Origin of the sequence: Actinomadura harenae, from assembly GCF_003696215.1 — a bacterium.
GTDB classification, from domain to species: Bacteria; Actinomycetota; Actinomycetes; order Streptosporangiales; family Streptosporangiaceae; genus Spirillospora; species Spirillospora harenae.
The window spans coordinates 20,573-46,753 of sequence record NZ_RFFG01000009.1 but is presented as its reverse complement, the minus strand read 5'-3'; the positions used below and the strand labels follow the sequence as shown (position 1 = coordinate 46,753).

20 protein-coding genes are annotated in these 26,181 nt (G+C 73.1%); 14 read left to right on the top strand and 6 right to left on the bottom strand.

What is annotated here, in order from left to right:
• Nucleotides 1-92: 92 nt before the first annotated feature.
• The gene (locus tag EBO15_RS07075; protein ID WP_122193501.1) at nucleotides 93-2,183 is read right to left on the bottom strand and encodes a DNA gyrase/topoisomerase IV subunit B; all 2,091 of its coding nucleotides are present in this window, start codon (nucleotides 2,181-2,183) and stop codon (nucleotides 93-95) included.
• A 166-nt stretch (nucleotides 2,184-2,349) separates the two neighbouring features.
• Between EBO15_RS07075 and EBO15_RS07070 the strand changes: the two genes are divergently transcribed.
• From EBO15_RS07070 to EBO15_RS07055, 4 genes are all read left to right on the top strand, one after another.
• A complete protein-coding gene (locus EBO15_RS07070) occupies nucleotides 2,350-3,252 on the top strand; it encodes an ABC transporter ATP-binding protein (RefSeq protein ID WP_122193500.1) in 903 nt (300 codons plus the stop codon).
• Nucleotides 3,249-4,325 carry an ABC transporter permease gene (locus tag EBO15_RS07065; RefSeq protein ID WP_122193499.1) on the top strand — a complete coding sequence of 359 codons (1,077 nt, stop codon included), beginning with the start codon at nucleotides 3,249-3,251 and terminating at the stop codon, nucleotides 4,323-4,325. Before EBO15_RS07070 ends, EBO15_RS07065 begins: the two co-directional genes overlap by 4 nt.
• Nucleotides 4,326-4,453: 128 nt before the next feature.
• On the top strand, nucleotides 4,454-4,684 hold the full coding sequence (locus EBO15_RS45830; RefSeq protein WP_122193498.1) for a DUF7455 domain-containing protein: 231 nt from the start codon (nucleotides 4,454-4,456) through the stop codon (nucleotides 4,682-4,684).
• Between the two features lie 237 nt (nucleotides 4,685-4,921).
• On the top strand, nucleotides 4,922-5,668 hold the full coding sequence (locus EBO15_RS07055) for a YaaA family protein (RefSeq protein WP_122193497.1): 747 nt from the start codon (nucleotides 4,922-4,924) through the stop codon (nucleotides 5,666-5,668).
• A gap of 101 nt (nucleotides 5,669-5,769) precedes the next feature.
• Here EBO15_RS07055 and EBO15_RS07050 read toward each other — a convergent pair whose 3' ends face one another.
• The 3 genes from EBO15_RS07050 to EBO15_RS07040 form a co-directional block, all read right to left on the bottom strand.
• The gene (locus EBO15_RS07050) at nucleotides 5,770-7,416 is read right to left on the bottom strand and encodes an RNA polymerase sigma factor (protein WP_122193496.1); all 1,647 of its coding nucleotides are present in this window, start codon (nucleotides 7,414-7,416) and stop codon (nucleotides 5,770-5,772) included.
• 271 nt (nucleotides 7,417-7,687) lie between these two features.
• The gene (locus tag EBO15_RS07045; protein WP_122193593.1) at nucleotides 7,688-9,799 is read right to left on the bottom strand and encodes a SpoIIE family protein phosphatase; all 2,112 of its coding nucleotides are present in this window, start codon (nucleotides 9,797-9,799) and stop codon (nucleotides 7,688-7,690) included.
• Nucleotides 9,800-10,416: 617 nt separating this feature from the next.
• Nucleotides 10,417-10,998 carry an HhH-GPD-type base excision DNA repair protein gene (locus EBO15_RS07040; RefSeq protein ID WP_122193495.1) on the bottom strand — a complete coding sequence of 194 codons (582 nt, stop codon included), beginning with the start codon at nucleotides 10,996-10,998 and terminating at the stop codon, nucleotides 10,417-10,419.
• 105 nt (nucleotides 10,999-11,103) lie between these two features.
• Here EBO15_RS07040 and EBO15_RS07035 point away from each other — a divergent pair, with 105 nt between their 5' ends.
• From EBO15_RS07035 to EBO15_RS06990, 10 genes are all read left to right on the top strand, one after another.
• Nucleotides 11,104-11,793, top strand: a complete 690-nt coding sequence (locus EBO15_RS07035) for a molybdopterin-dependent oxidoreductase (RefSeq protein ID WP_199744373.1) — start codon at nucleotides 11,104-11,106, stop codon at nucleotides 11,791-11,793.
• Nucleotides 11,780-12,466, top strand: coding sequence for a cytochrome b/b6 domain-containing protein (locus tag EBO15_RS07030; RefSeq protein WP_122193493.1), 687 nt, complete (start codon nucleotides 11,780-11,782; stop codon nucleotides 12,464-12,466). The genes EBO15_RS07035 and EBO15_RS07030 overlap by 14 nt, the downstream gene beginning before the upstream one ends.
• 124 nt (nucleotides 12,467-12,590) lie before the next feature.
• Nucleotides 12,591-12,839: a hypothetical protein gene (locus tag EBO15_RS07025; RefSeq protein WP_122193492.1), complete on the top strand. Its 249-nt coding sequence runs from the start codon at nucleotides 12,591-12,593 to the stop codon at nucleotides 12,837-12,839.
• A gap of 146 nt (nucleotides 12,840-12,985) precedes the next feature.
• On the top strand, nucleotides 12,986-14,608 hold the full coding sequence (locus EBO15_RS07020) for a hypothetical protein (protein WP_325051875.1): 1,623 nt from the start codon (nucleotides 12,986-12,988) through the stop codon (nucleotides 14,606-14,608).
• Between the two features lie 371 nt (nucleotides 14,609-14,979).
• Nucleotides 14,980-18,003 carry a TY-Chap domain-containing protein gene (locus EBO15_RS07015; RefSeq protein WP_147481408.1) on the top strand — a complete coding sequence of 1,008 codons (3,024 nt, stop codon included), beginning with the start codon at nucleotides 14,980-14,982 and terminating at the stop codon, nucleotides 18,001-18,003.
• Nucleotides 18,004-18,078: 75 nt separating this feature from the next.
• Entirely contained in the window at nucleotides 18,079-19,884 is a 1,806-nt protein-coding gene (locus EBO15_RS07010) for an SseB family protein (RefSeq protein WP_122193490.1), read from the top strand.
• A complete protein-coding gene (locus EBO15_RS07005) occupies nucleotides 19,881-20,249 on the top strand; it encodes a hypothetical protein (RefSeq protein WP_122193489.1) in 369 nt (122 codons plus the stop codon). Before EBO15_RS07010 ends, EBO15_RS07005 begins: the two co-directional genes overlap by 4 nt.
• Nucleotides 20,250-20,279: 30 nt before the next feature.
• The gene (locus tag EBO15_RS07000) at nucleotides 20,280-21,032 is read left to right on the top strand and encodes a LamB/YcsF family protein (RefSeq protein WP_122193488.1); all 753 of its coding nucleotides are present in this window, start codon (nucleotides 20,280-20,282) and stop codon (nucleotides 21,030-21,032) included.
• Nucleotides 21,029-21,649 carry a 5-oxoprolinase subunit PxpB gene (gene pxpB / locus EBO15_RS06995; RefSeq protein ID WP_122193487.1) on the top strand — a complete coding sequence of 207 codons (621 nt, stop codon included), beginning with the start codon at nucleotides 21,029-21,031 and terminating at the stop codon, nucleotides 21,647-21,649. Before EBO15_RS07000 ends, pxpB begins: the two co-directional genes overlap by 4 nt.
• A complete protein-coding gene (locus EBO15_RS06990) occupies nucleotides 21,646-22,491 on the top strand; it encodes a 5-oxoprolinase subunit C family protein (protein WP_122193486.1) in 846 nt (281 codons plus the stop codon). Before pxpB ends, EBO15_RS06990 begins: the two co-directional genes overlap by 4 nt.
• Here the strand turns inward: EBO15_RS06990 and EBO15_RS06985 are convergent.
• Together EBO15_RS06985 and EBO15_RS06980 are read right to left on the bottom strand one after the other, a co-directional pair.
• Complete coding sequence (locus EBO15_RS06985) at nucleotides 22,484-23,539, bottom strand: winged helix DNA-binding domain-containing protein (RefSeq protein ID WP_122193485.1); 1,056 nt, start codon at nucleotides 23,537-23,539, stop codon at nucleotides 22,484-22,486. The genes EBO15_RS06990 and EBO15_RS06985 overlap by 8 nt on opposite strands.
• A gap of 10 nt (nucleotides 23,540-23,549) precedes the next feature.
• The gene (locus EBO15_RS06980; RefSeq protein ID WP_122193591.1) at nucleotides 23,550-26,135 is read right to left on the bottom strand and encodes an AAA family ATPase; all 2,586 of its coding nucleotides are present in this window, start codon (nucleotides 26,133-26,135) and stop codon (nucleotides 23,550-23,552) included.
• Nucleotides 26,136-26,181 lie beyond the last annotated feature (46 nt).

The window sequence follows — 26,181 nt, the reverse complement described above, 5'->3', positions numbered from 1 at the left end:
CGCGAAAGCCCGCTCTTCCCCGCCCGACCCCGGGAACGGAAGAAGGCCGCGCCCCCGCCAGGGGGACGCGGCCTTCGCCGTCATCGCACCGATCAGGTGTCGATGCGGTTCATGTCCAGCTCGGCCGCGCCGCCGATGATGAACTCGCGGCGCGGTGCGACGTCGCTGCCCATGAGCAGCTCGAACACCTTCGCGGCGGCCTCGGCGTGCTCGACGCGGATGCGGCGGAGCATGCGGTGCCGCGGGTCCATCGTGGTCTCGGCCAGCTGGTCGGCGTCCATCTCACCGAGGCCCTTGTAGCGCTGGATGGGCTCCTTCCAGCGCTGGCCCTTGCGCTCCAGCTCCACCAGGCGCTGCCGCAGCTCGGCGTCGGTGTAGGTGTAGATGTACTTGTCCTGGCCCTTCTTCGGCTTGATCAGCTCGATCCGGTGCAGCGGCGGGACGGCGGCGTAGACGCGCCCGGCCTCCAGCATCGGCCGCATGTAGCGGTAGAAGAGCGTCAGCAGCAGGGTGCGGATGTGGCTGCCGTCGACGTCCGCGTCGGCCATGAGGATCGCGCGGCCGTACCGGGCGTTCTCCAGGTCGAACGAGCGGCCCGACCCGGCCCCGATCACCTGGATGATCGCGGCGCACTCGGTGTTCTTCAGGACGTCGGCGACCGACGCCTTCTGCACGTTCAGGATCTTGCCGCGGATCGGCAGCAGCGCCTGGAACTCCGAGTCGCGGGCGAGCTTGGCGGTGCCGAGGGCCGAGTCGCCCTCGACGATGAACAGCTCGCTGCGGTCGTCGGTGGTGCGGCAGTCGACCAGCTTGGCCGGGAGCGCGGAGCTCTCCAGCGCGTTCTTGCGGCGCTGGTTGTCGCGCTGGGTGCGGGCCGCGATGCGCGTCTTGGCCGCGCCCGCGACCTTCTCCAGAACCGTGCGCAGCTGCGGCTTCATGCCGCGGCTCGGGTTCTCGAAGATGGCCTTGAGCTCCCGGTTCACCACCTGCGACACGATCCGCGTGGCGGCCGAGGTGCCGAGGATCTCCTTGGTCTGCCCCTCGAACTGCGGCTCGGGCAGCCGGACGGTGATGACGGTGGTGAGGCCCTCGAGCACGTCGTCCTTGACGACGTCGTCGTCGTTGTTCTTCAGCAGCTTGGTCGCGCGCAGCTGCTCGTTGACGACCTTGAGCAGCGCCCGGTCGAAGCCGCGCACGTGCGTGCCGTGCTTCGGGGTGGCGATGACGTTGACGAACGAGCGGGTGATCGTGTCGTAGCCGGAGCCCCAGCGCAGCGCGATGTCGACCTCGAGATCGCGCTCGACGTCGGTCGGGACCAGGTGGCCCTGGTCGTCCAGCACCGGGACGGTCTCGGTGAAGTGGCCGTGCCCCTGGAACCGCAGCACGTCGACGATCGGCTGGTCCTTGGCCAGGTAGGTGCAGAACTCGGAGATGCCGCCGTCGAACCGGAAGGTCTCGGCGACGACCTCCTCGCCGCGCTCGTCCCGGACGTCGATGGTGAGGCCGGGGATGAGGAACGCGGTCTGCCGCATCCGGTCGAGGACGAGCTCGGTGTCGACCGTCGCGCCCTTGAGGAAGATCTGCATGTCCGGCCAGAACCGGACACGGGTGCCCGTGGCCTTCTTGGCGACCTTGCCGATCTGCCGCAGGCCGGACCGCTTCTTGAAGCGCGCGTTGGGCCGTCCCTCGTCGGCGAACTCGCCGGGCAGGCCGCGGCGGAAGCTGATCGCGTGGGTCTCGCCGTCGCGGTCGACCTCGACGTCGAGCCGGGCCGACAGCGCGTTCACCACCGACGCGCCGACGCCGTGCAGACCGCCGGACGCCGTGTAGGAGACGCCGCCGAACTTGCCGCCCGCGTGCAGCCGCGTCATGACCAGCTCGACGCCGGGCAGGCCCGTCTTCGGCTCGATGTCGACGGGGATGCCGCGCCCGTCGTCACCGACCTCGAAGGAGCCGTCGGCGCGCAGCACGACGTCGATGTGCGTGCAGTACCCGGCCAGGGCCTCGTCGACGCAGTTGTCGACGATCTCCCAGAGGCAGTGCGCGAGGCCCCGGGAGTCGGTGGACCCGATGTACATGCCGGGTCGCTTGCGGACGGCCTCCAGCCCTTCCAGCACCGAGAGGTGCCGGGCGGAGTAGCCCTGCTGGTCGTCTGCGGTCGCTTCGGCTGTGACGGCGGTCAACTGCTGTGCTCCTCGGGGGATGGACGGTCGGCATGAGGGTACCCCCGGGGACCGACACTCCACCGACAGCCACGCCGCTCCACACATTCCGGACCAGGGGTGGAGACCGTGGAATCCACCCCCAGGATGATTGGAGGCGCAGGTCACAGCGTTCTAGGGTCATTCCATGACAAACACCATCAGCGTGCACGGCCTGCGCAAACGTTATGGAGACGTTCAAGCCGTGGACGGGGTCTCCTTCGAGGTCGCCGAGGGCGAGTTCTTCGGCATCCTCGGCCCGAACGGCGCGGGGAAGACGACCACCCTGGAGATCGTCGAAGGGCTGCGCGAGGCCGACGAGGGTGAGGTCGCACTGCTCGGCCTGAAGCCGTGGCCGCGCAACTCCAGGCTGCTGCCCAGGATCGGCGTCCAGCTCCAGGCGACGTCGTTCTTCGAGCGGCTCACCGCGCGCGAGCAGCTGCGCACGTTCGGCTCGCTCTACGGCGTGTCGGCGCGCAAGGCCGACGAGATGCTCGAGACGGTCGGGCTCACCGAGAAGGCCGACGAACGCGTCGAGAAGCTCTCCGGCGGGCAGGCGCAGCGCCTGTCCATCGCGTGCGCGCTCGTCCACGATCCCGAGCTGGTCTTCCTGGACGAGCCGACCGCCGCGCTGGACCCGCAGGCCCGGCGCAACCTCTGGGACGTCCTGCGCGCGATCAACACCGAGGGCCGCACGATCGTCCTGACCACGCACTACATGGACGAGGCCGAGATCCTCTGCGACCGGGTCGCGATCATGGACCGCGGCCAGATCCTCGAGATGGGCCCGCCCGCCGCGCTCGTCCGCGGCCTGGACGCCCCGACCCGGATCAGCGTGGCCAGCGGCGTCCTGTCCGCCGAGGACGCCCGCCGCCTGACCGGCGTGGACGAGGTGTCCGACGACGGCGTGTCGCTGGTCGTCGAGACGCGCGACCCGTCCTCGGTCGTCGCGGCGCTCGCCGCCAAGGACGCCCTGGACGGCGTCCAGATCCGCGGCGCCACGCTGGAGGACGTCTTCCTGGAGCTCACGGGACGGGAGTACCGGGCATGAGCACGTATTCGAGCTTCAAGTCGCTGTCCCGGGCCCTGTTCCTCGGCTTCCGCCGGGACAAGGGCGCGCTGTTCTTCACCGTGCTGTTCCCCCTGCTGTTCCTCGTGATCTTCGGCGGGGTGTTCGGGAAGCAGTCGACCGGCAAGGTCCAGGTCGTGGAGATCGGCGCGGTGCCGGTGCTCGACCAGGCCATCGCGCACGACCCCTCCGGCGAGCTCCGCAAGACCGTGAAGATCAGCCGGAACGACGACCGGGCCGCCGCGCTGAAGAAGGTCGGCAAGGGCGACGCGGACGCCGCGGTGGAGCAGAGCGACGGGAAGATCGTCGTCCACTACTCCGGCGCCGACCAGGTGAAGTCCGGCGTGGTGCAGTCGGTGGTGCAGCAGGTCGCCAACTCGGCGAACCTCGCCGCGACCGGCCGTCCCCCGACGTACACGGTCGCCACGCAGCAGGTCGAGGACAAGTCGATCAAGGGCATCAACTTCTTCACGCCGTCCCTGCTGGGCTGGGCGCTCGCGTCCGCCGGCATGTTCGGCGCGTCCCAGACGCTCGTGCTGTGGCGGACCAAGGGGCTGCTGCGCCGGCTGCGGCTGGCCCCGGTGCCGATCCCGACGGTGTTCGGCGCGCGGATCGTGGTGAGCCTCGGCATCGCCCTCGGCCAGCTCGCGGTGTTCCTGCTGGTGGCCCAGCTGCCCTTCTTCGGCCTGAAGCTCCAGCACGCGTGGTGGATGGCGATCCCGCTGGTGATCTGCGGCGTCCTGACGTTCCTGTCGCTCGGGATGCTCGTCGGGGCCTGGGCCAAGACGCAGGAGACCGCGCAGACGGTGACGCAGCTGATCGTGCTGCCGATGGCGTTCCTCGGCGGGTCGTTCTTCCCGCTGGACTACGCGCCGAAGTGGATGCAGGCCGTCTCCTACGTGTTCCCGCTGCGTTATCTGAACGAGGGCATGCTGAATGTGATGGCGCGCGGCCTCGGCCCCGCGTCGGCGCTTCCGCAGATGGCGATCCTGCTGGGTATCGCGGTGGTGGCGGGCGGTATCGCGGCCCGGCTGTTCCGCTGGGACGCCACATGATCGAATACATGTGACCTCGGTCACTAAAGAGCCCATTCTGCTGTGGGCGTACTGAGAAGCAGGTTGGGAACGTCAGCGTCGGGTTAGATGTTGTCCTAAGTACCGACCCCGACCATGAGGAAGGTGCCGTGACTGGAGCCCTTGCCCCGACCAAGCCGCTGACGGCCGCAGACCGGTGCGACCGCTGTGGCGCCCAGGCCTACGTCCGTGCTGTCCTTGTAGGCGGCGGCGACCTTCTGTTCTGCGCCCACCACGGGCGCAAGTACTCGGAGGCGCTCCGCTCGAACGGGGCCGACATCCAGGATGAGACCGACAGGCTGACCACCACCCCGGCAACCGCTTCGGAAGACGAGCGTTAGCCCTCGAAATAAGTGAATCGCCGAACGGCGGTCATCGCGCGTCGATGACCGCCGTTCGGCTGTGATGAGAAGAACACGTAGCGTGTCCGATTCGTTGCACGTGGCCCATATCGAGCGGGCGACCTGCGAAAATCCCCCGATCGGCTCATATCCTGGAAGCACCGCCACCTGGAGCCGCCGGATCACCGCGCCCGGAACGGCGGTGAAAGGAACGTTCGCTGTGCCATCGGGGGAACCGTGCTGATTCTGCTGCCGCCGTCCGAGAAGAAGTCCCGCACCGGGGACGGCCCGCCGCTGGACCTGGCGTCCCTGAGCTTCCCCACCCTGAACCCCGTCCGCGAGCGGGTCCTGGACGCGCTCGGCGACGTGTGCGGCCGCGAGGACGCCGCGGACGTGCTCGGCCTCTCGTCCGGGCAGACCGACGAGGCGCTGACCCGCAACCGCGCGCTGCGCGAGGCCCCGACGCTTCAGGTCTCCGACCTCTACCAGGGCGTCCTGTACGACAACCTCGCCCTGGACGGGCTTCCCGCCGGCCCCGCCGCGGAGCAGATCATCATCTTCTCGGGCCTGTGGGGCGCACTGCGGCTCACCGACCGCATCCCCCCGTACCGACTCGCCATGGGCGTTTCCCTCCCCCCGGAGGGACGGCTGGCGGCGCTCTGGCGTCCCGCCATGGCCGAGGCCCTCGCCGATCTTCCCGGCGGACTCGTCGTGGACATGCGCTCCGGCCCGTACGCCGCCGCGTGGAAGGCCCGTCAGCCGGCCGTCGCGGTCCGCGTGTTCCGCGAGTTCTTCCTCGGCGGCGTCCCCAAGCGGACGGTCGTCAGCCACATGGCGAAGGCCACCCGGGGCAGGATCGCCCACGACCTGCTCCGGGCGGGCGCCGACCCGGCCACCCCCGAGGAGCTCCTCAAGGCCGTCACCGACCTCGGCCACGCCGCCGAGCTCAACGGCCCCAACCTGGACGTCATCCTCCAGGCCTGAGCCTCCCGACACTCTGTGCACATGTTCGAGCACTCACAGTGACCATCCTTGGGGAGCAAGAACGCCCCCACCGCCGGGTGGGGGCGTTTCTCGCGGTCTGATCAGTCCAGGTAGTCGCGCAGGACCTGGCTGCGGGACGGGTGGCGCAGCTTGGACATGGTCTTGGACTCGATCTGGCGGATGCGCTCGCGTGTCACGCCGTAGACCTTGCCGATCTCGTCCAGCGTCTTCGGCTGACCGTCGGTCAGGCCGAAGCGCATGGAGACCACGCCCGCCTCGCGCTCGGACAGCGTGTCCAGCACGGAGTGCAGCTGCTCCTGGAGCAGCGTGAAGCTGACCGCGTCCGCCGGGACGATGGCCTCGGAGTCCTCGATCAGGTCGCCGAACTCGCTGTCGCCGTCCTCGCCCAGCGGGGTGTGCAGGGAGATCGGCTCGCGGCCGTACTTCTGCACCTCGACGACCTTCTCCGGGGTCATGTCGAGTTCCTTGGCCAGCTCCTCCGGGGTCGGCTCACGGCCGAGGTCCTGGAGCATCTGGCGCTGGACGCGGGCGAGCTTGTTGATGACCTCGACCATGTGCACCGGGATACGGATGGTGCGGGCCTGGTCGGCCATCGCGCGGGTGATCGCCTGCCGGATCCACCAGGTGGCGTACGTGGAGAACTTGTAGCCCTTGGTGTAGTCGAACTTCTCGACCGCGCGGATCAGACCGAGGTTGCCCTCCTGGATCAGGTCCAGGAACAGCATGCCGCGGCCGGTGTACCGCTTGGCCAGCGAGACCACCAGGCGGAGGTTGGCCTCCAGCAGGTGGTTCTTGGCGCGGCGGCCGTCCTCGGCGATCCACTCGAGGTCTTCCTGGTCCTCCTCCGAGAGGGTGCCCGCCTCGGTGGCGAGCCGCTCCTCGGCGAACAGGCCGGCCTCGATCCGCTTGGCGAGCTCGACCTCCTGCTCGGCGTTCAGCAGGGGGACCTTGCCGATCTGCTTGAGGTAGTCCTTGACCGGGTCGGCGGTCGCGCCGGCGGCGGCGATCTGCTGGGCCGGGGCGTCCTCGTCGTCGTCACCGAGGGTGAAGGACTCCTCCTCGGTCTTGACCGGGGCGGCGCCCGGCTTGGCGGCGGCCGCGGGGGCGCGCTCCTCCTCGTCGTCGCCGTCCTGCTCGGCCTGGTCGGTCGTCTCCAGCTCGGAGTCGTCGCTCAGGTCGGCCTCGAGGTCGCTCAGGTCCTCGTCGAGGTCCTCGACGTCGACCTCGTCGTCGATCTCCGGGTCGTCGCCGGCCTTCTTCGCCGAACCCTTCGCCCCGGGGGCGCCCTCGGCCTTCTTCGGCGCGGCCTTCTTGGCGGCGGCCTTCTTCGGCTTGGCAGGCGCGGCCTTCTTGGCCACCGCCTTCTTCGCCGCCGGGGCCGAGACGGCCTCGTCCTCGTCGTCGCCGACGACGGCGGTCACGGTGTCGGGCTGCTGCTCCTTGGCGGCAGCGGCGGTCTTGGGCTTGCGCGCCGGCGCGGCCGCACGCTTGCGCGTCCGCTTCGGCGCCGCTGAGTCGGCGGCGCTCACGACGACGATCACACCCTCCTTGCTCAGGGCACGCAGAATCTTGGGGGCCATCGACATGGGGATCTCGGCCTCCTCGAACGTACGGCGGAGGTCGTCGGCGTCGAGGTGATTGCCCTGGGACTTCCCACGCTCGATCAGCTGCGCGATGACGGTCTCGTGCAGGTCTGATGCCTTCGAGGTCGAGCTAGCAGGCGACACAAATACCTCTCGAACGAACGTGTGGGTTGGCTGACCCAAGCGCCCTGACGGGACGGGCCTCACTAGGAGTGGGACCACGTGCACCGGGCGGGCACCCTGTTGTGCGGGACCGCAGCGTACCCGCTCTTACTAGGGTCAAGCATTCTGGCACGGCTGCGCATTCCGCTTCGGCGTGCTGCCCGGTAACACACCACCTTAGAGGGCGCACGGCGGTCCTTCGTACGGACTACGCCGTCTTCTCGCCGCCTTCGGCGGAACTTCTACGCGGGCGTCACGGGGACTTCGGCGGGACATGCAGGGCAAGTACGGTCACATCATCCACCTGCTCATACCCGGCAAGCATCCGATCGACCAGGAAGTCGACGAGTCTCTCTGGATCTCCTACCACTTCAGGTGGGGCGTCCGTCGCGACCGCGGCCAGTTCCTCGAGCCCGGCGTCCACCCCACGCCTACGGTTCTCCACAAGTCCATCGGAATAGAAGACCACAGTGTTGCCGGTTTCGATGGAAAAACTTGTCTGCTGCCGCTGGGAGGGCCAGCCGAGCGGGGTGCCGGGCTCCCGGGTGGAGACGCGGGCGTCGGCGTCCGGGGAGATCAGGAGGGGCGGCGGGTGACCGGCGTTGCTGAAGGCGCCGCGCCCGGTCTCGGGGTCGATCACCGCGTAGGCGACGGTGGTGAACTGCTCCTCGTCCTCGGTGGCGGAGAACAGCCGGTCCAGGCCCGACAGGACCGCGGCCGGGCGCGGGTCGTTCAGGGCGAGGGCCCGCAGGGCGTTGCGGACGCGGCCCATGCCCGCGGCGGCCCGGACGCCCTTGCCCATGACGTCCCCGACGGCCACGGCGAGCCGGTCGTCCGGCAGGCGGAACACGTCGTACCAGTCGCCGCCGACCTGGACGTGCCGGGTGGCCGGGTTGTACCGGGCGGCCAGCACCATGCCCGGCAGCTGCGGAAGGTCGCTCGGCAGCAGGCTGAGCTGGAGCTCCTCGGCGGTCTTGTGCTCCCGCTCGAACAGCAGGGCCCGCTCGACGGCCAGGGCGCACTGGCCGGCGAGGGCCTCGAGGAAGACCTTCTCCTCCTCGGTGATCTCCCGGGGCCGCTTGAAGGAGAACCGCAGGGCGCCGATCGGCGCGCCCGCCGCCAGCAGGGGCAGGCCGACCCAGGCCCGCTCCTCGGCGTGCTGGGTGAACAGCTCCGCCTCGTCCCCGCCGAGCTGGAGGCGCAGGTCGGTCGGGCTCTGGGCGAGGAACGGCCGGCCCTCGCGGACGGCCACCGACATGACCGTCTGGTCGCTGACCCGGATGTCGTCCCGGGCGGGGCGGGCCTGGTCGGGCTCCCCGCCGCCGGGCGGGGCCGGGGTGACGATCGACAGCCGCAGCTTGTCGTCGTCCAGCAGCGCGACGGCCGAGTAGTCCGCGCCGATCGCCGACCGGCCGACCTCGGTGATCACCTGGACGACCTGCGCGACGGTCAGGGCCTCGGCCAGCATCGAGGTGGCCTGCTGGAGCCGGGCCGTGCGCAGCGCCGCCGCCGAGAGCTGCTCGGTCAGGCGGCCGCGCATCTCCTCGGCCTCCTTCTGGCCGGTGACGTCGGTGTTCGCGCCGACCCACTCGATCACCCGGTCGCCCTGCCAGATCGGCACGGCCCGGACGTCGAAGTGCCGGTAGGCACCGCTGCGGGTGCGGATCCGGTAGCCGGTCTCGAAGACCCGGTCGCCCGCGACGGCCTCGTTCCAGATCTCCTCGATCCGCGTCCGGTCCTCGGGGTGGACGACGGCCAGCCAGCCGCCGCCCGCGTAGTCGTCCGGGGTCTGGCCGGTGATCTCGCGCCACTCGGGCGCGTCGTCGATGGCCGCGCCGTCCGCGGCGGCCACCCACACGACCTGGGAGCTGGCCTCGACGAGCGAGCGGTAGCGCTGCTCCTTGCGCCGGATGACCTCTTCGGCGCGGCGCCGCTCGGTGACGTCCAGGGCGGTGAGGACGACGCCGACCGGCTTGTCCTCCCACGCGGCCTGCTTGGGCGGGCGCGCCTTGCCCCGGCCCTTGTCCTTGGTGGTGGCGCTGCCCTTGGCCTCCTGCTGGGCCGCTCCGGCGCGCGCCGGGATCCAGCTGCACGACAGGATGCGCCCGCCCACGGCGAGCTCGGCGTCGGTGATGGGCCGGTCGTCGGCGAGGACGGCGTCGAGCGCGGCCGCGAAGGCCGCGGCGGTCTCCTCGGGAAGGACCTCGCCCGGGCGGTGTCCGGTCAGGTCGGCCGCCGACACGCCGAGCATGGCCGCGAGCGCGTCGTTCACGCGCCGGCACTTCAGCCCGGTGTCGAAGAGCGCGATCCCGGCCGGGGCCTCCTTCAGCAGGGTGGCGTACAGGGCGGCATCGGACGCATCCATGGGCTGACCCTTCAGCCGGGAGAGCCGGGGACGCGGAACGGACGTCTCGGTGCTCACAGGCAACACCTCCGCCCCAGGGGGTCCCGTACCGCGCGGCAAGTTCTCATCACTATGTGTGAATGGGAGCAGGCTAACGCTCCCGCCTCCATCACAACACCCGTCGAAGTCAGGTTCTCATCATCTCGACGCGTAGCCCCCGACGGAAGCCCCCGCCGCCGATCCGCCTGGGGCGGACACGGCGTCCGGCGCGCTGTTCGGACGGTGGATCACGCGCACACGAGGACACCCGCCGGAAAGGTGTTCTTCCGGACGGCGAGTGGCCGATGCTACGCCGGATCGGGTCCCCGCCGCCGGGCAGACGCGCCGTCCGGTCGGCCAGTCCTTCATTCCGGACACACCGAAACGACGCTGACCTGCCGCCCTGTCTGCAAGCAAAAAGAAGGTAAAGGCACCGGGGACGGAGGCGGGGTCCGCCGGCGTCCGGGAACCGGGCCTCACGTTGTACATCGGTGTAGAAGCTTGTCCTCTTTATTAGGGGACGGCCACTGAGGCCCCTGGGGCGGGTGTTCGCCGGGCCTCTTCGATCGTGCGGATCCCGGGCCTCGTCGGGCGGATGGTCACTTCGCGGGCCTGGCGGCCTTCGCGGCGGCCTTCATCTCCTGCTTGAAGGAGCGGACCTTGCCGAGGGACTCCTCGTCCACGATGTCGGCGACCGAGCGGAAGGAGCCCTCGTCCCCGTAGGAGCCGGCGGCCTCGCGCCAGCCGTCCGGGCGGACGTCCAGGCGCTTGCCGAGGAGCGCGACGAAGATCTTCGCCTTCTGCTCGCCGTAGCCGGGGAGGGCGGCGACGCGCTTGTAGAGGTCCTTGCCGGTCGCGACGTCCTTCCAGAGGTTCGCGGCGTCGCCGTCGTAGTCGACGACGATCGCGCGGGCGAGGGACTGGACGCGGGCGGCCATCGACTTCGGGTAGCGGTGCAGGGCGGGCTTGCGGCTGAAGATCTCGACGAGCCCGTCCGGGTCGTGGGCGGCGATCTCCTCCGGCTCCGGGTCGTGGCCGAGGCGCTCGGCCAGCTCCCGCGGAGCGGCGAAGGCGCGCTCCAGCGGGACCTGCTGGTCCAGCAGCATGGCGGTCAGGAGGGCGAACGGGTCCCGGTTGAGCAGGTCGTTCGCCGCGTCCTCGATCGGCAGCGTGATCGGCATGTCGTTCCTCCCCGGCGGCGGTGCGTCCGGGCCAATTCTTGCGGAAGTCTTACGGGCCGCCGCGCACCGTGGCGGGGGCGGCGAGGCGGTGCTCGAATGAAAGGCATGGACGAAGAGCGCGGCGCACCCGTCGGCCGCCGGATCGTGCTGGGGATGCTGGGCCTCGGCGCGGCCGGGGTCGCCGTCGGCTCGTCCCTGCAACGGGGGGTGACGCGGGCGTTCTCGCCCGTGAACGGGATCGGCGACGTCCTGCCCGCGGTCGGCGGCTTCCGCTTCTACTCGGTGGTGGGCACCGTCCGCACGCCGCGCGATCTGCGGGTTCAGGTGGACGGCCTGGTCGGCCGTCCGCGCGGGTACTCGCCGGCGGAGCTCGCCGCGATGCCGCAGACGCGGGTCCGGCGCGACTTCCAGTGCGTGACGGGATGGCGTGTCCCACATGTGGAGTGGTCGGGCGTGGCGTTGCCCGACCTCCTGGACGCGGCGGACGTGTCCCCTCGTGCGCGCGCGGTGCGCTTCCACTCGTTCGACGGCACGTACACCGAGTCGCTGACGCTGGACCAGGCACGGCGCCGGGACGTCCTGGTCGCCACGGCGATGCAGGGGAAACCGGTCAGTCACGACCATGGCGGGCCGGTCCGGCTGTTCGTCGCGCCCATGTACGGCTACAAGTCGCTGAAGTGGCTGGGGCGCATCGAACTGACCGAGACCGTCCACCCCGGCTACTGGGAGAACCTGGGCTACGACGTGGACGCCTGGGTGGGCCGCTCGAACGGACGTGACGATGCACCGACTTGACGGGCGCGCGCTGCTGGTGCGCTTCACCCTGGCGGAGCGCTGGGTGCATCACCTGACCGCGCTGCTGATGCTGGCCTGCCTGGCCACGGCGTTCATGCTGTACATCCCGGCGTTCGCGACCACGGCCGGGCACCGCGAGATCATCAAGCCCGTCCACATCTACTGCGGGCTGCTGCTGCCGGTGCCGACGCTGCTCGGCCTGGTGTCGCGGGCGTTCCGCCGCGATCTCGGCGCGCTCAACCGGTTCGGGCCGCACGACGCACGCTGGCTGCGCAGCGGACGGCGGCGCGCGGTGGTCGACGGGCGCGGCGTCGTCCCGGTCGGGAAGTTCAACGCCGGCCAGAAGCTCAACGCGGCCTTCACCGCGGGGGCCGCGCTCGTCATGTTCGGCACCGGCGCGATGCTCACCTGGCCCGATCCCTGGCGCACGGGCGCGACCTTCGTCCACGACTGGCTGTTCCTGGCCATCGTGGTCGTGACACTGGGCCACCTGTGGGAGGCCCTCCGCGATCCGGGCGCGCTCCGCGGCATGGCCACCGGGCGTGTCACGCGGAGCTGGGCGGCCCGGCACCACGCCGCCTGGTCCGACGCGCCCGACGCGCCCGGCGGGTCCGGGGCGGATGGCGGGTCGGGCGGCCGGCGGGTCCGGGGCGGCCGGCGGCGGACGTCTTGACAGGCGGCGCTGACACGCCGAACATCGAGGCGGCTGCGGCGGCCTGACGGGCGGTGCGCGTCCGGCCGCGCCTCCACCCGGCGGTTCACCCCCGGCCGCCGGCCCTTCGGCGCGGAGATGTGCGATGCCTGCACTTGCCGATCACCGGAGCGAGATCCGCGACCTGCTCACGCTGAGACTGGCCGCCGAGTTCGTGATCTTCCCGCTGGAGGACGTGGCGCGGTGCGTCGCCGACGTCCAGGCGCGCATGACCCACCTGGGCCTGTCCCCCACCCTCGACCTGGTCGAACGCATGGCGCGCGAGCAGCTCACCTGCCGCGTCAAGTCGGCCCCGCCGTCCGGCAGCGTCACCCCCTGGGCCCGCGGCGGCTGACCGGCGCGGCGCGTGATCCGCCTCCCGGCGGCCGGTCTCAGGGACGGGCGGGTGTGCTGGAGTTCACCTGGTCGAACCGGGGTTCGAGGTCCGCCGGGTGGGCAAGTGCCGCGTTCCGGGGTCCGGGATCTGAGAAGCTAGGGGGCGTGAGTCCCCGTAGCAGCCTTCCGTCCGCCGGGGAGCCCGCGTCCGAGCCGCCGGTGCAGAGCGGCGAGATCGCCGCGATCTTCGATGGGATGCTGCGGCACGCGCGCGAGCTGCTGGCCGTGCGAAGCCCCCTCGACGCCGAGTTGATCGTGAGCGAGATCCTCGGCTCGTGGTGGGGGCAGCGCGCCGTGGACGGGGACGTCGAGGAGGTCGTCGGCGAGGCCCTCGTCGCGCACTCCGGACGGGTCGGCAGCCCGGCGGCGCTCGCCCTGCTCACCGGGGTGACCTGCCTCGGGACGCGGGGCCAGGCGGCGCGCGCCGAGCGGGCCGCGCTCGAGCTGATGGACCTCGGCGTCGCGCGGCCGATCTGGTCCGACCGGGTCGGGATGGTCGAGCCGCGCGAGTGCTACGTGTCCCGCGACGTGTACGGCGACCAGGAGTCGGTCATCTGCGTCTTCGAGTACCCGCGCGGCGACGGCGGCGCGTCCGACCGGCACGCGCTGGTCGTCCTCGTGGACCGGGCGAGGCCGGGCGTGGTCGGGACGCGGCTGCCGGGCGAGCGCCCGCCCGCGTGCGGGACGCTCCGGGACGCGTGGGTGTCGTCCCGGATCGACCGGCTGCTCGACCACTGCCGGAACGAGGCCGCGACGAACCCGCTGATGCGGTTCGAGGAGGTCGAGCCCCGCGACGCGCGGGCGCTGCTCCAGCGCTGCCTCGACCACACCAACGAGACACCGGACGCGACGGTCGACGACAGCTTCGGGTCCTACCACGCGTTCGTCCGGCACCGGGTGCGGGCGCTGCCGACCGGCGGGCGGGTGCCGCAGCCGGCCGTGCACGGCGCGGACCGGCGCGCCGACCTCGCCGTCCGGTTCCTGGCGTCCGACGAGGCGGGCGGCCTGTCCGACACGGCCGCCGCGAGCCGCTGCGTGGACCGGATCATCGACTACGGATGCACGCACGACTTCGGCCGCCCGCTGCGGGTGAGCCCGGTCAAGTGCGAGATGTTCCTGCTGGACTGGCTGCCGCGCAAGGTGCTGCTGTCGCAGGCCGAGCAGGAGGCCGTCCCGCACGTCCTCGCCGCGTGGGTGCGATGGGCGGGACACCGCACCGGCCTGCCGGACGCCGCGATCCGCGCGACGCTCGACGCCGTATGGGACGCCACGGCGAAGTTCCCCGACGCCTACCGTGACCCGTCCTCGTTCGGCCTCGACCGCGACATCGTGGACCGGCTGCTCCCGGACGGCGACCTCGAGGCGCTGCCGCGGCGCGCCTTCGCGATGCCGTTCCTGTCCGGGCGGCACCGGGTGTCGGGACGGCACGGCACGATCGACCTCTCGGTCCTCGACCCGTCCGATCCGGCGGACCGGCGCATCCTGCTCGAACTGGAGCATCCGGGCGCGCCGGAGGAGCACCTCGAGGCCCACGAACGGCTCGCCGAGCGGCTCTGGCAGGGCGACCCGCCCCAGCTGTGGGAGACCGCGCAGGCGCTGCTGGACGTGGGCTACGAACGGCACGAGGTCATGCACCGGCTGATCGCCGTGATGGACCGGAGCGGGCACGACCCGCGCGCGTTCCGCGCCTCGCTGCACGTCCTGCGCCACGAGCCGCCTCCGGGGTGACGTCGCGGGTGTGAGCGGGGCCCGGCGGGGAGGGCCGCGAAGGGTGCCGAAGGGTGCCGTGGTCTGGGGCGAAGCTTGGGGTGGGCGAGGCTGTGACGTGGGCCGGACCGGTGCAGGGTGGGGTGTGCCGCCGCCGCCCGGGTCCGTAGCTGGAGAAACACCACGCCGCCCGCACGCCCCGCGTTCGGGTGTGACGGTGTGGCACGGGGCTCGGTTCGGAGGGTGGGCGCTGAGGGTGGGCGCGGAGGGCGCGTGCCGGGGTTGGGGCGAGCGGCCCGGTTTGCCAGAAAGCGTCCCGGCCGACAATCATCGAACCGGGCAGTGATCGACGGGGGGAACCGGGGGGCACCCCCGGGCCGTAGGGAGTGATCTTGTTGGAGTGGTCCGAGTTCGCTCGGCGCCTGGGGCGTGAGCTGGCGGCCCTGGAACGGGACACGATCCTGATCGTCCGGGAGCGTGACGAGAGCCGCCACTATGTCCAGGCGATGCGGGAGCCGGACCGGCTCTACGCCGAGGCGGTCAGCAACAACTTCCTCGACGGTCCCCTGCTTCTCACCCTCGCGGACGAAGAGGTCATGAGCGAGTCGGGCTGGCGTCCGCCGGCGGAACCCGGCATGGCCGGACCGCGCAACTGGTGGACGGAGCTGCCCGCGATCGCGACCGCGGCCGACTACGCGCGGCTCGCCGAGGTCATGGTCACGGCGCTGCGCGACGTCCAGGCCGTCCGGCGCCCGTCCGACCTGGTGTACGAGTCCTTCCACCGGCACGGCACCGGGCTCGTCGGCCTCCCGGACCTCGGACTCGACTGCGCCGACCCGTCCCGCGTCACCCGGACGCGGTCCTCCGACGCCCTGGCCGGATCCGGCCAGGGTCCCGTTCCGGAGCCCGGCGTCCTGGCGGCCGAGCCCGGCGTCCCGGCTCCGAACGGTTTCGCGGGCCACCCGGCGACGCCGGAGGCCACCGGGGGGCAGGTGCTTCCGGGGGGCGTGCCGTCCATCCAGGACGTGCTGTCCGGCGCGGCGCCCGCTCCCGGCGGGACCGCCGTCGCGGACGAGATCGAGCCGCGCCTGGCCGAGGCCAAGGAACGCGGCGACCACACGACCTACTTCGACCTGCTGCCCACCGCCGACCTGGTCTTCCCCGGCGCCCCGGGCGAGACGGTCCCGCCGACGATCAGCCTCGGGGCGGGCACGTACATCACGGTCTTCACGTCCCCGGGCGCGCTCGCCCGCGTGTCGCCCAACCAGACCGCGTTCCGCCGGACGTCCTTCGCCGACCTGTCCGCCAACTGGCCGGACCCGGCCTGGCAGCTCGCCATCAACCCCGGACTCGCGAGCGAGATCCACCTGGACATCACCGCCGTCGCCCGGCTGGGCTCCGTCCGGCCCGGGTCCGGCGCCCCGGTGCCGCCGCCGTCCGGCGGGGTGAGCATCCCGTCGGCCACGCCGCCCTCCCCGGGGGACACGTCCGGGATGTCGGACTCCGACGCGCACACCCGGCACGACCTCAAGGCCGTCCAGCCCCACGCGCAGCCCGACCAGTACGCGCCGCTGGGTGTTCCGGCGCAGCATGACGAGTTCGGCGCGCCTCGCTCGCCGGGTGTGGCCGGGGGGCAGCATCCGTCCGCGACCCCGCAGATGCCCGGCCTGCCGGTGATCCACGACCAGTTCGCCGCGCCCGGCCAGGCGGACGGGCTGCCGGGGACGACACCGTTCGGAACCCCGCAGCACGACGAAGCCGCCGCTCCGGGCATGCCCGTGCCCGCACCACGCGACGGATTCGGCCCGTCCAGCTTGGTCAACGCCCCGCAGGACGTGCCCTCTCCGCTGGAGATGACGCAACACGACGTGGTGCCGATACCGGGCCCCCTCACCGCGTCCGGCCAGGGTGCCCCGCTCACCCCGCACGGTGCGCCCGGGCAGCCGTCCGCGCCGGCCGTTCCGGTGCCGTTCGACGCCTTCACGGCCCCCGGACAGCCTCCCTACGGCCCGGCCGACGTCCCCGGCCTCCCCACACAAGGCGACGCACTCACGGGGGCCGGTGCATCCGGCCAACCGCCTGCGCAAGGCGACGCGTTCACGGCGCCCGGCCAGCCTCCGTTCGGCCCGGCCGACGCACCGAACCTCCCTCCGCAAGACGACGCGTTCCCAGCGGCCGGAGCACCCGACCGCCTGCCGCTCGGCGCGGCCGACGCGCCGGGCTTCCCCGCGCCGGGCGATGCGTTCACGGGGGCCGCTGACCCTGGACAACCGCACTTCGGCCCGGCCGACGTGCCGAACCCGCCCGCGCAGGACGACGCGCTCGCGGCGTCCGGGGACGCCGGCCGGCCGACGTTCGGCCTGGGCGACGCGCCCAGCTTCCCCGCGCAGGGCGACGGGCTCGCGGCGTCCGGTGACGCCGGGCGGCCGCCGTATGGTGCGGCTGACACCGCGGGCCTCCCTGTGCAGAGCGCCGTATTCGCGCCCGAGCAGGCGTCGTTCGGCCCAGGCGACGCACTCACCGTGCCCGGAGCGCCTGGGCAACCGCTCGGCCCGGCCGACGCGCCGAACCTGCCTGCGCAAAGTGACGGCTATGCGGGCGCGGGCGTCTCCGAGCAACCCACGTTCGGCCCGGCCGACGCACCCGGTCTGCCCGCGCAGGGCGACGGGTTCACGGGGGCCGGTGACGCTGGGCAGCCGTCGTTTGGTGCGGTTGACGCTGCGGGCTTCTCTGCGCAGGGCGATGCGCTCGCGGGGGTCGGTGACGTCGGGCAGCCGGCGTTCGGTTTGGGCGATGGGCCCGGTCTGCCCCCGCAGAGCGACATGGAGCCGCTTGGCGTGGCCGATATGGCCGGTCAGTCGGCGCAGGGTGATGCGGTCGCGGCGGCTGGGATGCCGAGTATGGGCGTGCCGGGTGGTTCGTCCGGTGTGCCTGGCCAGGAGAACGTGTTCGGCGTGGCGTCTGGGCCCGGGCAGCCGGGCGTCGCGGGTGGTTCTGGGCGGGATGTTCCGGCTGGTGCTACCGAGGAGCCCGCGGGTGCGGACGTCCGGCAGGACGAGGCGGCCGGGGGGCGGAAGTCGCGCGTGTCCGAGTTGCGGGACGCGTTCGCCGGGGCGGGAGCCGGACGGCGGGACTCTGCGGGGCTGCGCGAGCTCGACACGTCCGGGATGCCCGTCCTGCCGGGTCTGGGGGCGCATGGGACGGCGGCGATGCCGGCGGCGGCTCCGGTGCCGGACGCCGGGTTCGTGACGGAGGTGCGGCCCTCGGACGCGCTGCTGCTGCGGCTTCAGCATGGGACGGCGCTCTGGGAGACGGACGGGACCGGGGACGGGACGCCCGTCGCGGTGTACGACGCCGTCGGCGGCGTGTGGGCCCCGGTCCGGGCGGACGCGCTGCCCGGCCGGCGGGGCGAGTAGATACTGGTGGGGGCGGGGACGGCGGCGCTCCGCTACGGTCGTCTCCCCGACCCGCGGACGTGAAGGCTGGACCGAGTGGACTGGAGCGACTTCGTCGACCGGCTGGGCGCCGAGCTGCTGCGGCTGCCCGACCGCGCGTTCCTGATCGTGCAGGGGCCCACCGGGCTTCCCTACACGCAGGTGCTGCGCGCGGACCGGGCCCTGCACGCGGAGGCGGTCGGGAACGCGTTCCTGCCCGTCCCGCTGTCGGGACGGCAGGAGCGGAAGCTGTCCGGGCACGGCTGGAACGAGCCCGACGGCGACGAGCGGCTCAACTGGTGGATCCAGGTGGAGGCGCCGGACGCGACGCGTCCACGTCCGTGCGGTGATCTGGCGAAGCGGATGGCGGGCGTGCTGCGGGACGCGTACGGCGTCCGGTCTCCGGAGGGGCTCGTGTACCAGGCCGGGATGACCGGTGCGGAGAGCGGGACTCCGCTGGCGCTGCCCTCGCTCGGGATCCCGTCCGCCGTGCCGGAGGCCGAGACCGCCCCGGGCGCGCCGGCCGGTGAGGCCGAGACCGAGCGTGCCCTGGCGGTCGCCCGCGAGCGCGGTGACCAGGAGGGATACCTGGACCTGCTCGCCCGCGCGACCCTGTACCTGCCCACGCCGGGCGCGGCGGACGGCGACGGCGGACGGCATTTCGCGACCGCGCAGTTCGGCGGCGGGACGTTCGTGCTGGCCTTCACGTCCCCCGAGGCGATGGACCGGTCGCTGCGGGGGCAGGCCGTCCATCACCAGACTTCCACGGTGTCCGACCTGGTGCGGGACTGGCCGCATCCCGACTGGCGGCTCGCCGTCAACCCCGGGCTGCCCAGCGCGTCCTACCTGGACACGAACACGCTTCCGAAGACGCCGGTCCCGACCGCGCCGATCGCGGCGCCGGGCGGCGCGGTGCGGCCGCCGGACCCGTCCGACAGGCACGTGGCCGGACGGTCGCGGGCCGCGGCGGCGCCCGCGCCGCCGCAGGTGACGCGGCTCGAGCGGCTTCCGCAGGCGACGCGTCCGGACGCCGTCTCGCAGGTCACGCGTCCGGACGCCATCCCGCAGGTGACGCGCCCCGAGCCGGTTCCGGCGCCGGTGGTGGTCATGATGCAGAAGGTGCTGCGGCCCGAGCACGTCACGCACTACCTGGACGGCGGGTACGACCTGGTCGCCGGGTACGTGCACAGGCTTCAGGACGTGGCGGAGCTGACCCGTCCGGAGCGGCTCGTCCAGGCTCTGGGGCTGGAGAGTCCCGGGGCGCCGTTCGAGGCGGGCATGGACGCGGTGCACGTGATCCGGTGGCCCGCCCTGAAGTCCACGCTGTTCCGGAGTCCGCCGAGCGGGGAGGAGCAGGCGCCGTCCGGTGCGCCGGTCGCCGAGTTCAAGGTGGACAGCCAGCGCCTGCCGCATGGCGCGGAGATGCACCGGCTCGCGCGCGAGGGACGTCCGACGCTGGTCGCCGTCTATGACGCCGACCTGCGGCGCTGGCGTATCCGGCTGGCGACGGCGCGCGGCGCCGACAAGCCCCGGACGCCCCGTTCCACTCGCCGCGCCGGTCCCCCGGCCACGAGGAGGAGCCGGACGCCGACGACGATGTTCGCGGGCCCCGCGGCTCCCAAGGACGCCCCGGCCCCGCCCCGCAACCCCGCGACGGCGGCCCCGAACAACCCGGTCGAGCCCGCGCGGGAGCGAACGGCGGCGGGTGGACCGGCCGAGGGCGCGCGCGGGTTCGCGGGGGCTCCGGGCGGGGCCGTCGAGGGCGCGCGCGGGTTCGTGGCGTCCGGCCGTGGGGAGCGGCCGTCCGAGACCCGGCCTGATGCGCCTCGGGGACGGCACGCGCGTGGGGAGAGTGGGGAATGAGCGTCCGGCACGGGTACGTCGCGGACTGGCGGGGCGAGGAGTACGAGGCGAGTCCGGACGGGGACGACGTCCGGCTGTACCGGGCGCGTCCCGCCGACGGGTTCGAGGAGGTCACGGCGGAGCGGTACGTCCGGGTCGTGCCGGTGGGCGAGGTGACGCGGCTCGCGTACGTGAGCACGCGCTGCACGTGGCGCGGAGAGCCGTTCGCGGTGCTCGGCGAGCATGACGACTGGTTGCGGGTGGAGTACGCCGGGGGACGCGCGGCGGTCGCCGAGCGGCTCGGGCTGGAGTCGTTCGACCGGGGCGTGTACCAGGCGTGGGCGCCGCGCGGCGAGGTGACCGGCCTGGTGGAGAAGGCGGTCTGAACCGCGCCTCGCGGTGGTACATCTTGAGCCATGCCGGTGATGGACATCAACGCCGACCTCGGTGAGGGGTTCGGCGTCTGGGAGCTGGGCGACGACCTGGCCCTGCTGGACGTGATCACGAGCGCGAACGTGGCGTGCGGGTTCCACGCGGGCGATCCGCTGATCATGCGGCGGGTGTGCGCGGCGGCGGTCGAGCGGGGTGTGGCGGTCGGGGCGCAGGTCTCCTACCGCGACCTCGCCGGGTTCGGGCGGCGTGAGATGGACGTGGCGCCCGAGGAGCTGACCGCCGAGGTGCTGTACCAGGTCGCCGCGCTGGACGGGATAGCGCGTGCCGAGGGCGGGCGGGTGTCGTACGTGAAGCCGCACGGCGCGCTCTACAACCGGCTGGCCCGCGATCCGGCGCAGGCGCGCGCGGTCGCCGACGCGGTGCGCGCCTATGACACGACATTGCCGGTCCTCACGCTTCCGGGCTCGGCGTTGTACGAGGTCGCGGACGGTCTGACGGTCGTCGAGGAGTGTTTCGCCGACCGCGCGTACACGCCTGAGGGACGGCTCGTGTCGCGGCGCGAGCCGGGCGCGGTCGTGCACGATCCGGCGCGGGTGGCCGAGCGGGCCGTCCGGATGGCGACGGAGGGGCGGGTCACGGCCGTGGACGGGTCGGAGGTGACGCTCGCCCCGCGGTCGATGTGCGTGCACGGTGACACGCCGGGCGCGGTGGCGCTGGCGCGGGGCGTCCGGGCGGCGCTGGAGGAGGCCGGGGTGCGGCTGGGGCCGTTCGCGTGAGGACGGTCCGGCGGGCCGGGGACGGCGGGCTGCTCGTCGAGACGGCCGGCCTGGACGACGCGCACCGCCTGCACCGGGCGCTGCGGGCCGCGGCGTTTCCCGGTGTCACCGACATCGTCCCTGGTGAGCGGACGGTTCTGCTGGTCGCCGAGCCGGACGTCTGCGACCTCGACCGGCTCGCGTCCCGGGTCGCGGCGCTGGAGGCGGGCGCGGCCGAGGCCGAGGACGCGCCGCCGGTCGAGATCCCGGTGCGGTACGACGGCGAGGATCTGGGCGAGGTCGCGGAGCTGGCCGGGTTGTCGGTGCGGGAGGTCGTGGAGCGGCATGCGGCCGCCGAGTACTCGGTGGCCTACCTGGGCTTCTCCCCCGGTTTCGGCTATCTGACCGGTCTTGACGCGGCCCTGCGTGTTCCGCGGCGGGCGTCTCCGCGGACGTCGGTGCCTACGGGTTCGGTGGCGATCGCCGGTTCGTACACGGCGGTGTATCCGTCGCCGTCGCCGGGTGGGTGGCGGTTGCTGGGGCGCACGGATCTCACGATGTGGGACGTCCGGCGTGATCCGCCGTCGTTGCTGCGTCCGGGGCTGCGGGTCCGGTTCGTCCCGGAGCGGTCGCGGTGATCGAGGTCGTCCGCCCAGGGCCGCTGGCGACCGTCCAGGACCTCGGTCGTCCCGGATACGCGCACCTCGGCGTCCCGCGGTCGGGGGCCGCCGACGCGCCGTCCCTGCGCCTGGCGAACCGCCTGGTCGGCAACCCCGAGGGTGCCGCGGGCATCGAGTTCACGCTGGGCGGCGCCGTCCTGCGCTTCCGCTCCCCCGCCTGGATCTCGGTCACGGGCGCCCCGCTGGACGTGCGTCTGGACGGCCGTCCCCACGGTATGAACGCCCCCGTCCACGTGCCGGAGGGCGGCGTCCTCCACCTGGGTGCGCCGACGCGCGGGCTGCGCAGTTACCTGGCCGTCCGAGGTGGCCTGACCTGCGAGAAGACCCTCGGCAGCCGGTCCACCGACCTGCTCTCCCGCTTGGGCCCGCCGCCGCTCGCCCCCGGCACGCGCCTCACGTTCGGCGGCACCGACGCCCCCATGGCCGTCGACCACGCGCCCGTCCCGGTCCTTCCGGACGCCCCGGTCCTCCGCGTCGTCCCGGGTCCCCGCGACGACTGGTTCGCCCCGGACGCCCTGAGCGTCCTCACGTCGGCTCCGTACACCGTCACACCGACCGGGAACCGTGTGGGCGTCCGCCTGGAAGGCCCCGCCCTCGTACGCGCGCGTGAGGGCGAACTGGCGAGCGAGGGCATGGTCACCGGCGCCCTCCAGGTTCCCCCGAACGGCAACCCGATCCTCTTCCTCACCGACCACCCGACGACAGGCGGCTACCCCGTCTTGGCCGTCGTCCGCACCCACGACCTCCCCCTGGCCGCCCAACTCCGCCCAGGCGTCACGGTCCGCTTCCGCCTCAGCTGAGCAGGGTGCGGAGGCGCTCTAGTTCGTGGGTGAGGGCCTGGGAGGGGACGTCTTCGAAGAGGGTGGGGGTGGCTTCGGGGGTGGTGGCGTCCCAGGTTCCGGCCACGTGGCCCTGGTGGAGGACGACCGGGGAGATCCAGCCGGCGGGGCGGCTGACGGCGGTGCGATGGGCGGGCGGGACGAGGTGCGGTGAGCCGGTGCCGCCGGCGAGGACGTACTGGTCGAACGGCCCGAGCAGGCGGACGGACGTGGACGGCGGGGTCGCGAGCAGCTCGTCGAGGTGGTCGGGGAGGACGGACATCGGGGTGCCCTCGACGTCGACCTGAGCGAGGTCCGCGGCCTCGAACCAGGCGCGGACGTCCTTCTTGCGGCTGGCCTTGCGGAGGAGCCAGGCGTCGAAGGTGTCGGGGGTCGCGGGGCCGTGGGCGGACAGGAAGGCGCGCAGGACGGTGCGGGCGGCGTCCTCGACGGGCGGCAGGGACGTCCAGGGCGGGCGGACGAAGGTGACGCGCGTGCCCCGGGACGGGCCGTGGCACAGGACGCCCTTCCAGGCCAGGGGCTTGAGCAGCGTTCCCCAGCCGGAGCCGAGGACGTCGGCGAGGTGGGACGAGCCGGTCTCCGCGACGATCGCGGCGGTGAGTTCCTCGCGGGTGAGGGGCGTGCCGTCGGCGAGGGCGGTCCGGGCCGCGTCGGCGAGCGCGTCGACGTCGTCCGGGGTGGCGCCGAAGTTCTTCTGCCAGCTCTTCTTCTCCCAGGTGCGGGCGGCCGCGCAGAGGGCGAGGTAGGCGGGGGCGTCGTCGGCGGGCAGGAGGTGCAGCGTGCCGCGCATGGCCCACGTCTTGGCGAGGGATCCGTCGGCGATCGCCGGGGCGACGCCCTCCGGGGCGCGCCGGCGGATCCGGACGGCGAGGTCGGCGGCCGACATGACCTGGGCCTGGACGCCCGCCAGGCGCCGCGCGATCTCGACGGCGGGGGCGTCCGCCGCGGCCTCGATGTGCTGGCGTCGCATGCGCCAGGCGAGGGCCTGCGCCCAGGTCACCGTCTCCATGCGGACGATCTCACCACATTCGGGATAGGCGGTGGGTGAGCTCGGAGAGCGCGTCATGGACGTCGCCCGCGGTGAGGGTGGTGAGGTCGGCGGGGGTGGCGGCGTCGCCGAGAGCGGCGGCGCGCAGGGCGCGGACGGCGGACGCCTTCTCGTAGAGGGTGCGGGCGAAGCGCCCGTTGCCGAGTTCGTCGACGCGGCCGAGGCCGACGGCGCGCTGGAAGACCAGGGCGAGGTCGTCGAGGGCGGTGTCGGACCAGACGTCGCCGCCCTGGCGGGCGATGAGCTGGGCGATCCGGAGCAGCTCGTCCGGGCCGTAGGAGGGGAAGTCGACGCGTTCGTCGAACCGGGAGGCCAGGCCCGGGTTGGACGCGAGGAGGCGGTCCATGTCGGCGGGGTATCCGGCCAGGACGATGACCAGCCGGTCACGGTCGTCCTCGGCGCGCTTCAGGAGTGTCTGGACGGCCTCGGCGCCGAACGCGTCGCCGCCCGAGTACCCCGAGTTGACCAGGGAGTACGCCTCGTCCACGAACAGGACGCCGCCGAGCGCCGAGTCGACGACGCGGTTGGTCCGCAGCGCGGTCGCGCCGAGGTGCTCGCCGACCAGGTCCGCGCGCTGGACCTCCACGACGTCCGGGCGGGCGAGCAGGCCGAGCGCGGCGAAGACCCGCCCGAGCACGCGCGCCACCGTGGTCTTGCCCGTGCCGGGCGGACCGGTGAACACGAAGTGCCTGGTCGGCGGCCGGGTGACCAGACCCTGCTCGCGCCGCATCCGGGCCACCTGCAACTGCGCGGCGACCTGGTGGACCTGCCGCTTCACCGGGGCCAGGCCGATCATCGCGTCCAGTTCGCCGAGCGCCTCCTCCAGCGTCGGGGCCTCGGCGTAGCCGCGGTACCGCTCGGTGAGCTCGCCGAACGCGGCGTCCACGTCGCGGGCGGTGAGCGTGACGAGTTCCTCGGCGGTCGGCGCGCGGTCGCGGTCCCGGTCGGCGGCGACGACCCGGACGTCTCGTGCGCGCGCGGCGGCCTCGGTCAGCGACCGGACGAAACGTCCGTTGCCGAGCTCGTCCACGATGCCGCGCCTGTGGACGTCGACGAACTTGTCACGCAGTCGTGCGCGCGCGGGTTGGTCGAAGCGGTCGTCGCGGCGGCCCGCGTGAAGCTCGGCGATCTCCAGCAGCTCGTCCGGGCCGTAGGACGGGAAGTGGACGCGCGTGGCGAAGCGGGAGGCCAGGCCCGGGTTGGAGTCGAGGAACGCGTCCATGCGGTCCTCGTACCCGGCGAGGATCACGACGAGGTTCCCGCGGTCGTCCTCGGCCCGCTTGAGGAGCGCCTGGACGGCCTCGTCGCCGAACCGGTCCGGCTGCCCCTCGGACGCGTTGACCAGCGAGTACGCCTCGTCGACGAACAGCACGCCGCCGAGCGCCGCGTCGACCAGCGCGTTCGTCTTCAGCGCCGTCGCGCCCAGGTACTCGCCGACCAGGTCCGCGCGCGTCGCCTCCACCACGGTCGCGGACGGCAGCAGCCCGAACGCGTGGAAGATCCGCGCGAGGACGCGGGCGACCGTCGTCTTGCCCGTCCCGGACGGCCCGACGAACACCAGGTGCCGCAGCGGCTTCTCGGTCGGCACCCCGGCCTCGGCCCGCAGGTGCGCCGCCTCGATGGACGCCGCGATCGACCTGACCTGCCGTTTCACCGGTTCGAGGCCGGTCATCCCGGCCAGTTCCGCGAGGGCCTCGCCCACCGTGGGGGCGGCGCCCGTAGGAACGGCGCCCGTGGGGGCGGCACCCGTGGGGGCGGCCCTCGGATCGTCCGGCGGACGCGCGTCCGCCGCCGCCCGCTCGTCGTGGGCCACCCGCGTCGCCTCCGGGGAGCCCGCGGCCTCACCGTCATGCCCCGGCGACGTGCCGTCCGCCTTGTCCGGGGTCGCGCCGTCCGGACCGGTCGGGGTCCTGCCATCGGACGGCCCGGACCCCCGCGCGCCCCGGCCGTCCGGACGCCCGCCGGACTGCTCCTGCACCCAGCCCGTCTCGTACGCCTCCGCCGACGACGTCCGCCGCGCCTGATCCCACCGGTAGCCGAGGACGGCCAGCCCCGCCGCCCACGCCGGACCCGCGGACAGCCCGGGAACCGAGAGCGCCGACGCGGCCGCGACGACACCGGCGGGCACGAGCGCCACCGTCGCCGTCCGCCACGGCGCGTACCCGCGCAGCCGCAGCGACACGACCGCGACCGGCAGCGCGAGCAGCGCCAGGAGCACGCCCGCGTTCAGGTACGGATGCGGAGGCCCCGGGTACAGCCGCCCGATCCCCGCCGAGGACGCCAGCCACACGACGACCACCGCGACAACCGCCATCCCCGCCGGGGACCGCAGCGTCAGATGCGCCACCACCAGCAGGATCACCGTGAACACCGCCGTCGTCGGCACCGGCAGGTTCAGCACGGCCGCGACCGCGGCGGCACCCGCCGGGAGGACGACGCCGCCCAGGAACCGGAGCCCTGGCGGCACCTGGAAGTACCGGCCGCGCAGACGCTCGAAGAGGTCCCGCGCCGCGGCCCCTGCCGCCGGGCGGGAGCCGGAGCCACCGAACAACGTCATCAATCCGAGTAAAGCGTAGGAGCCACCCCAACGGCACCCTTCCCCA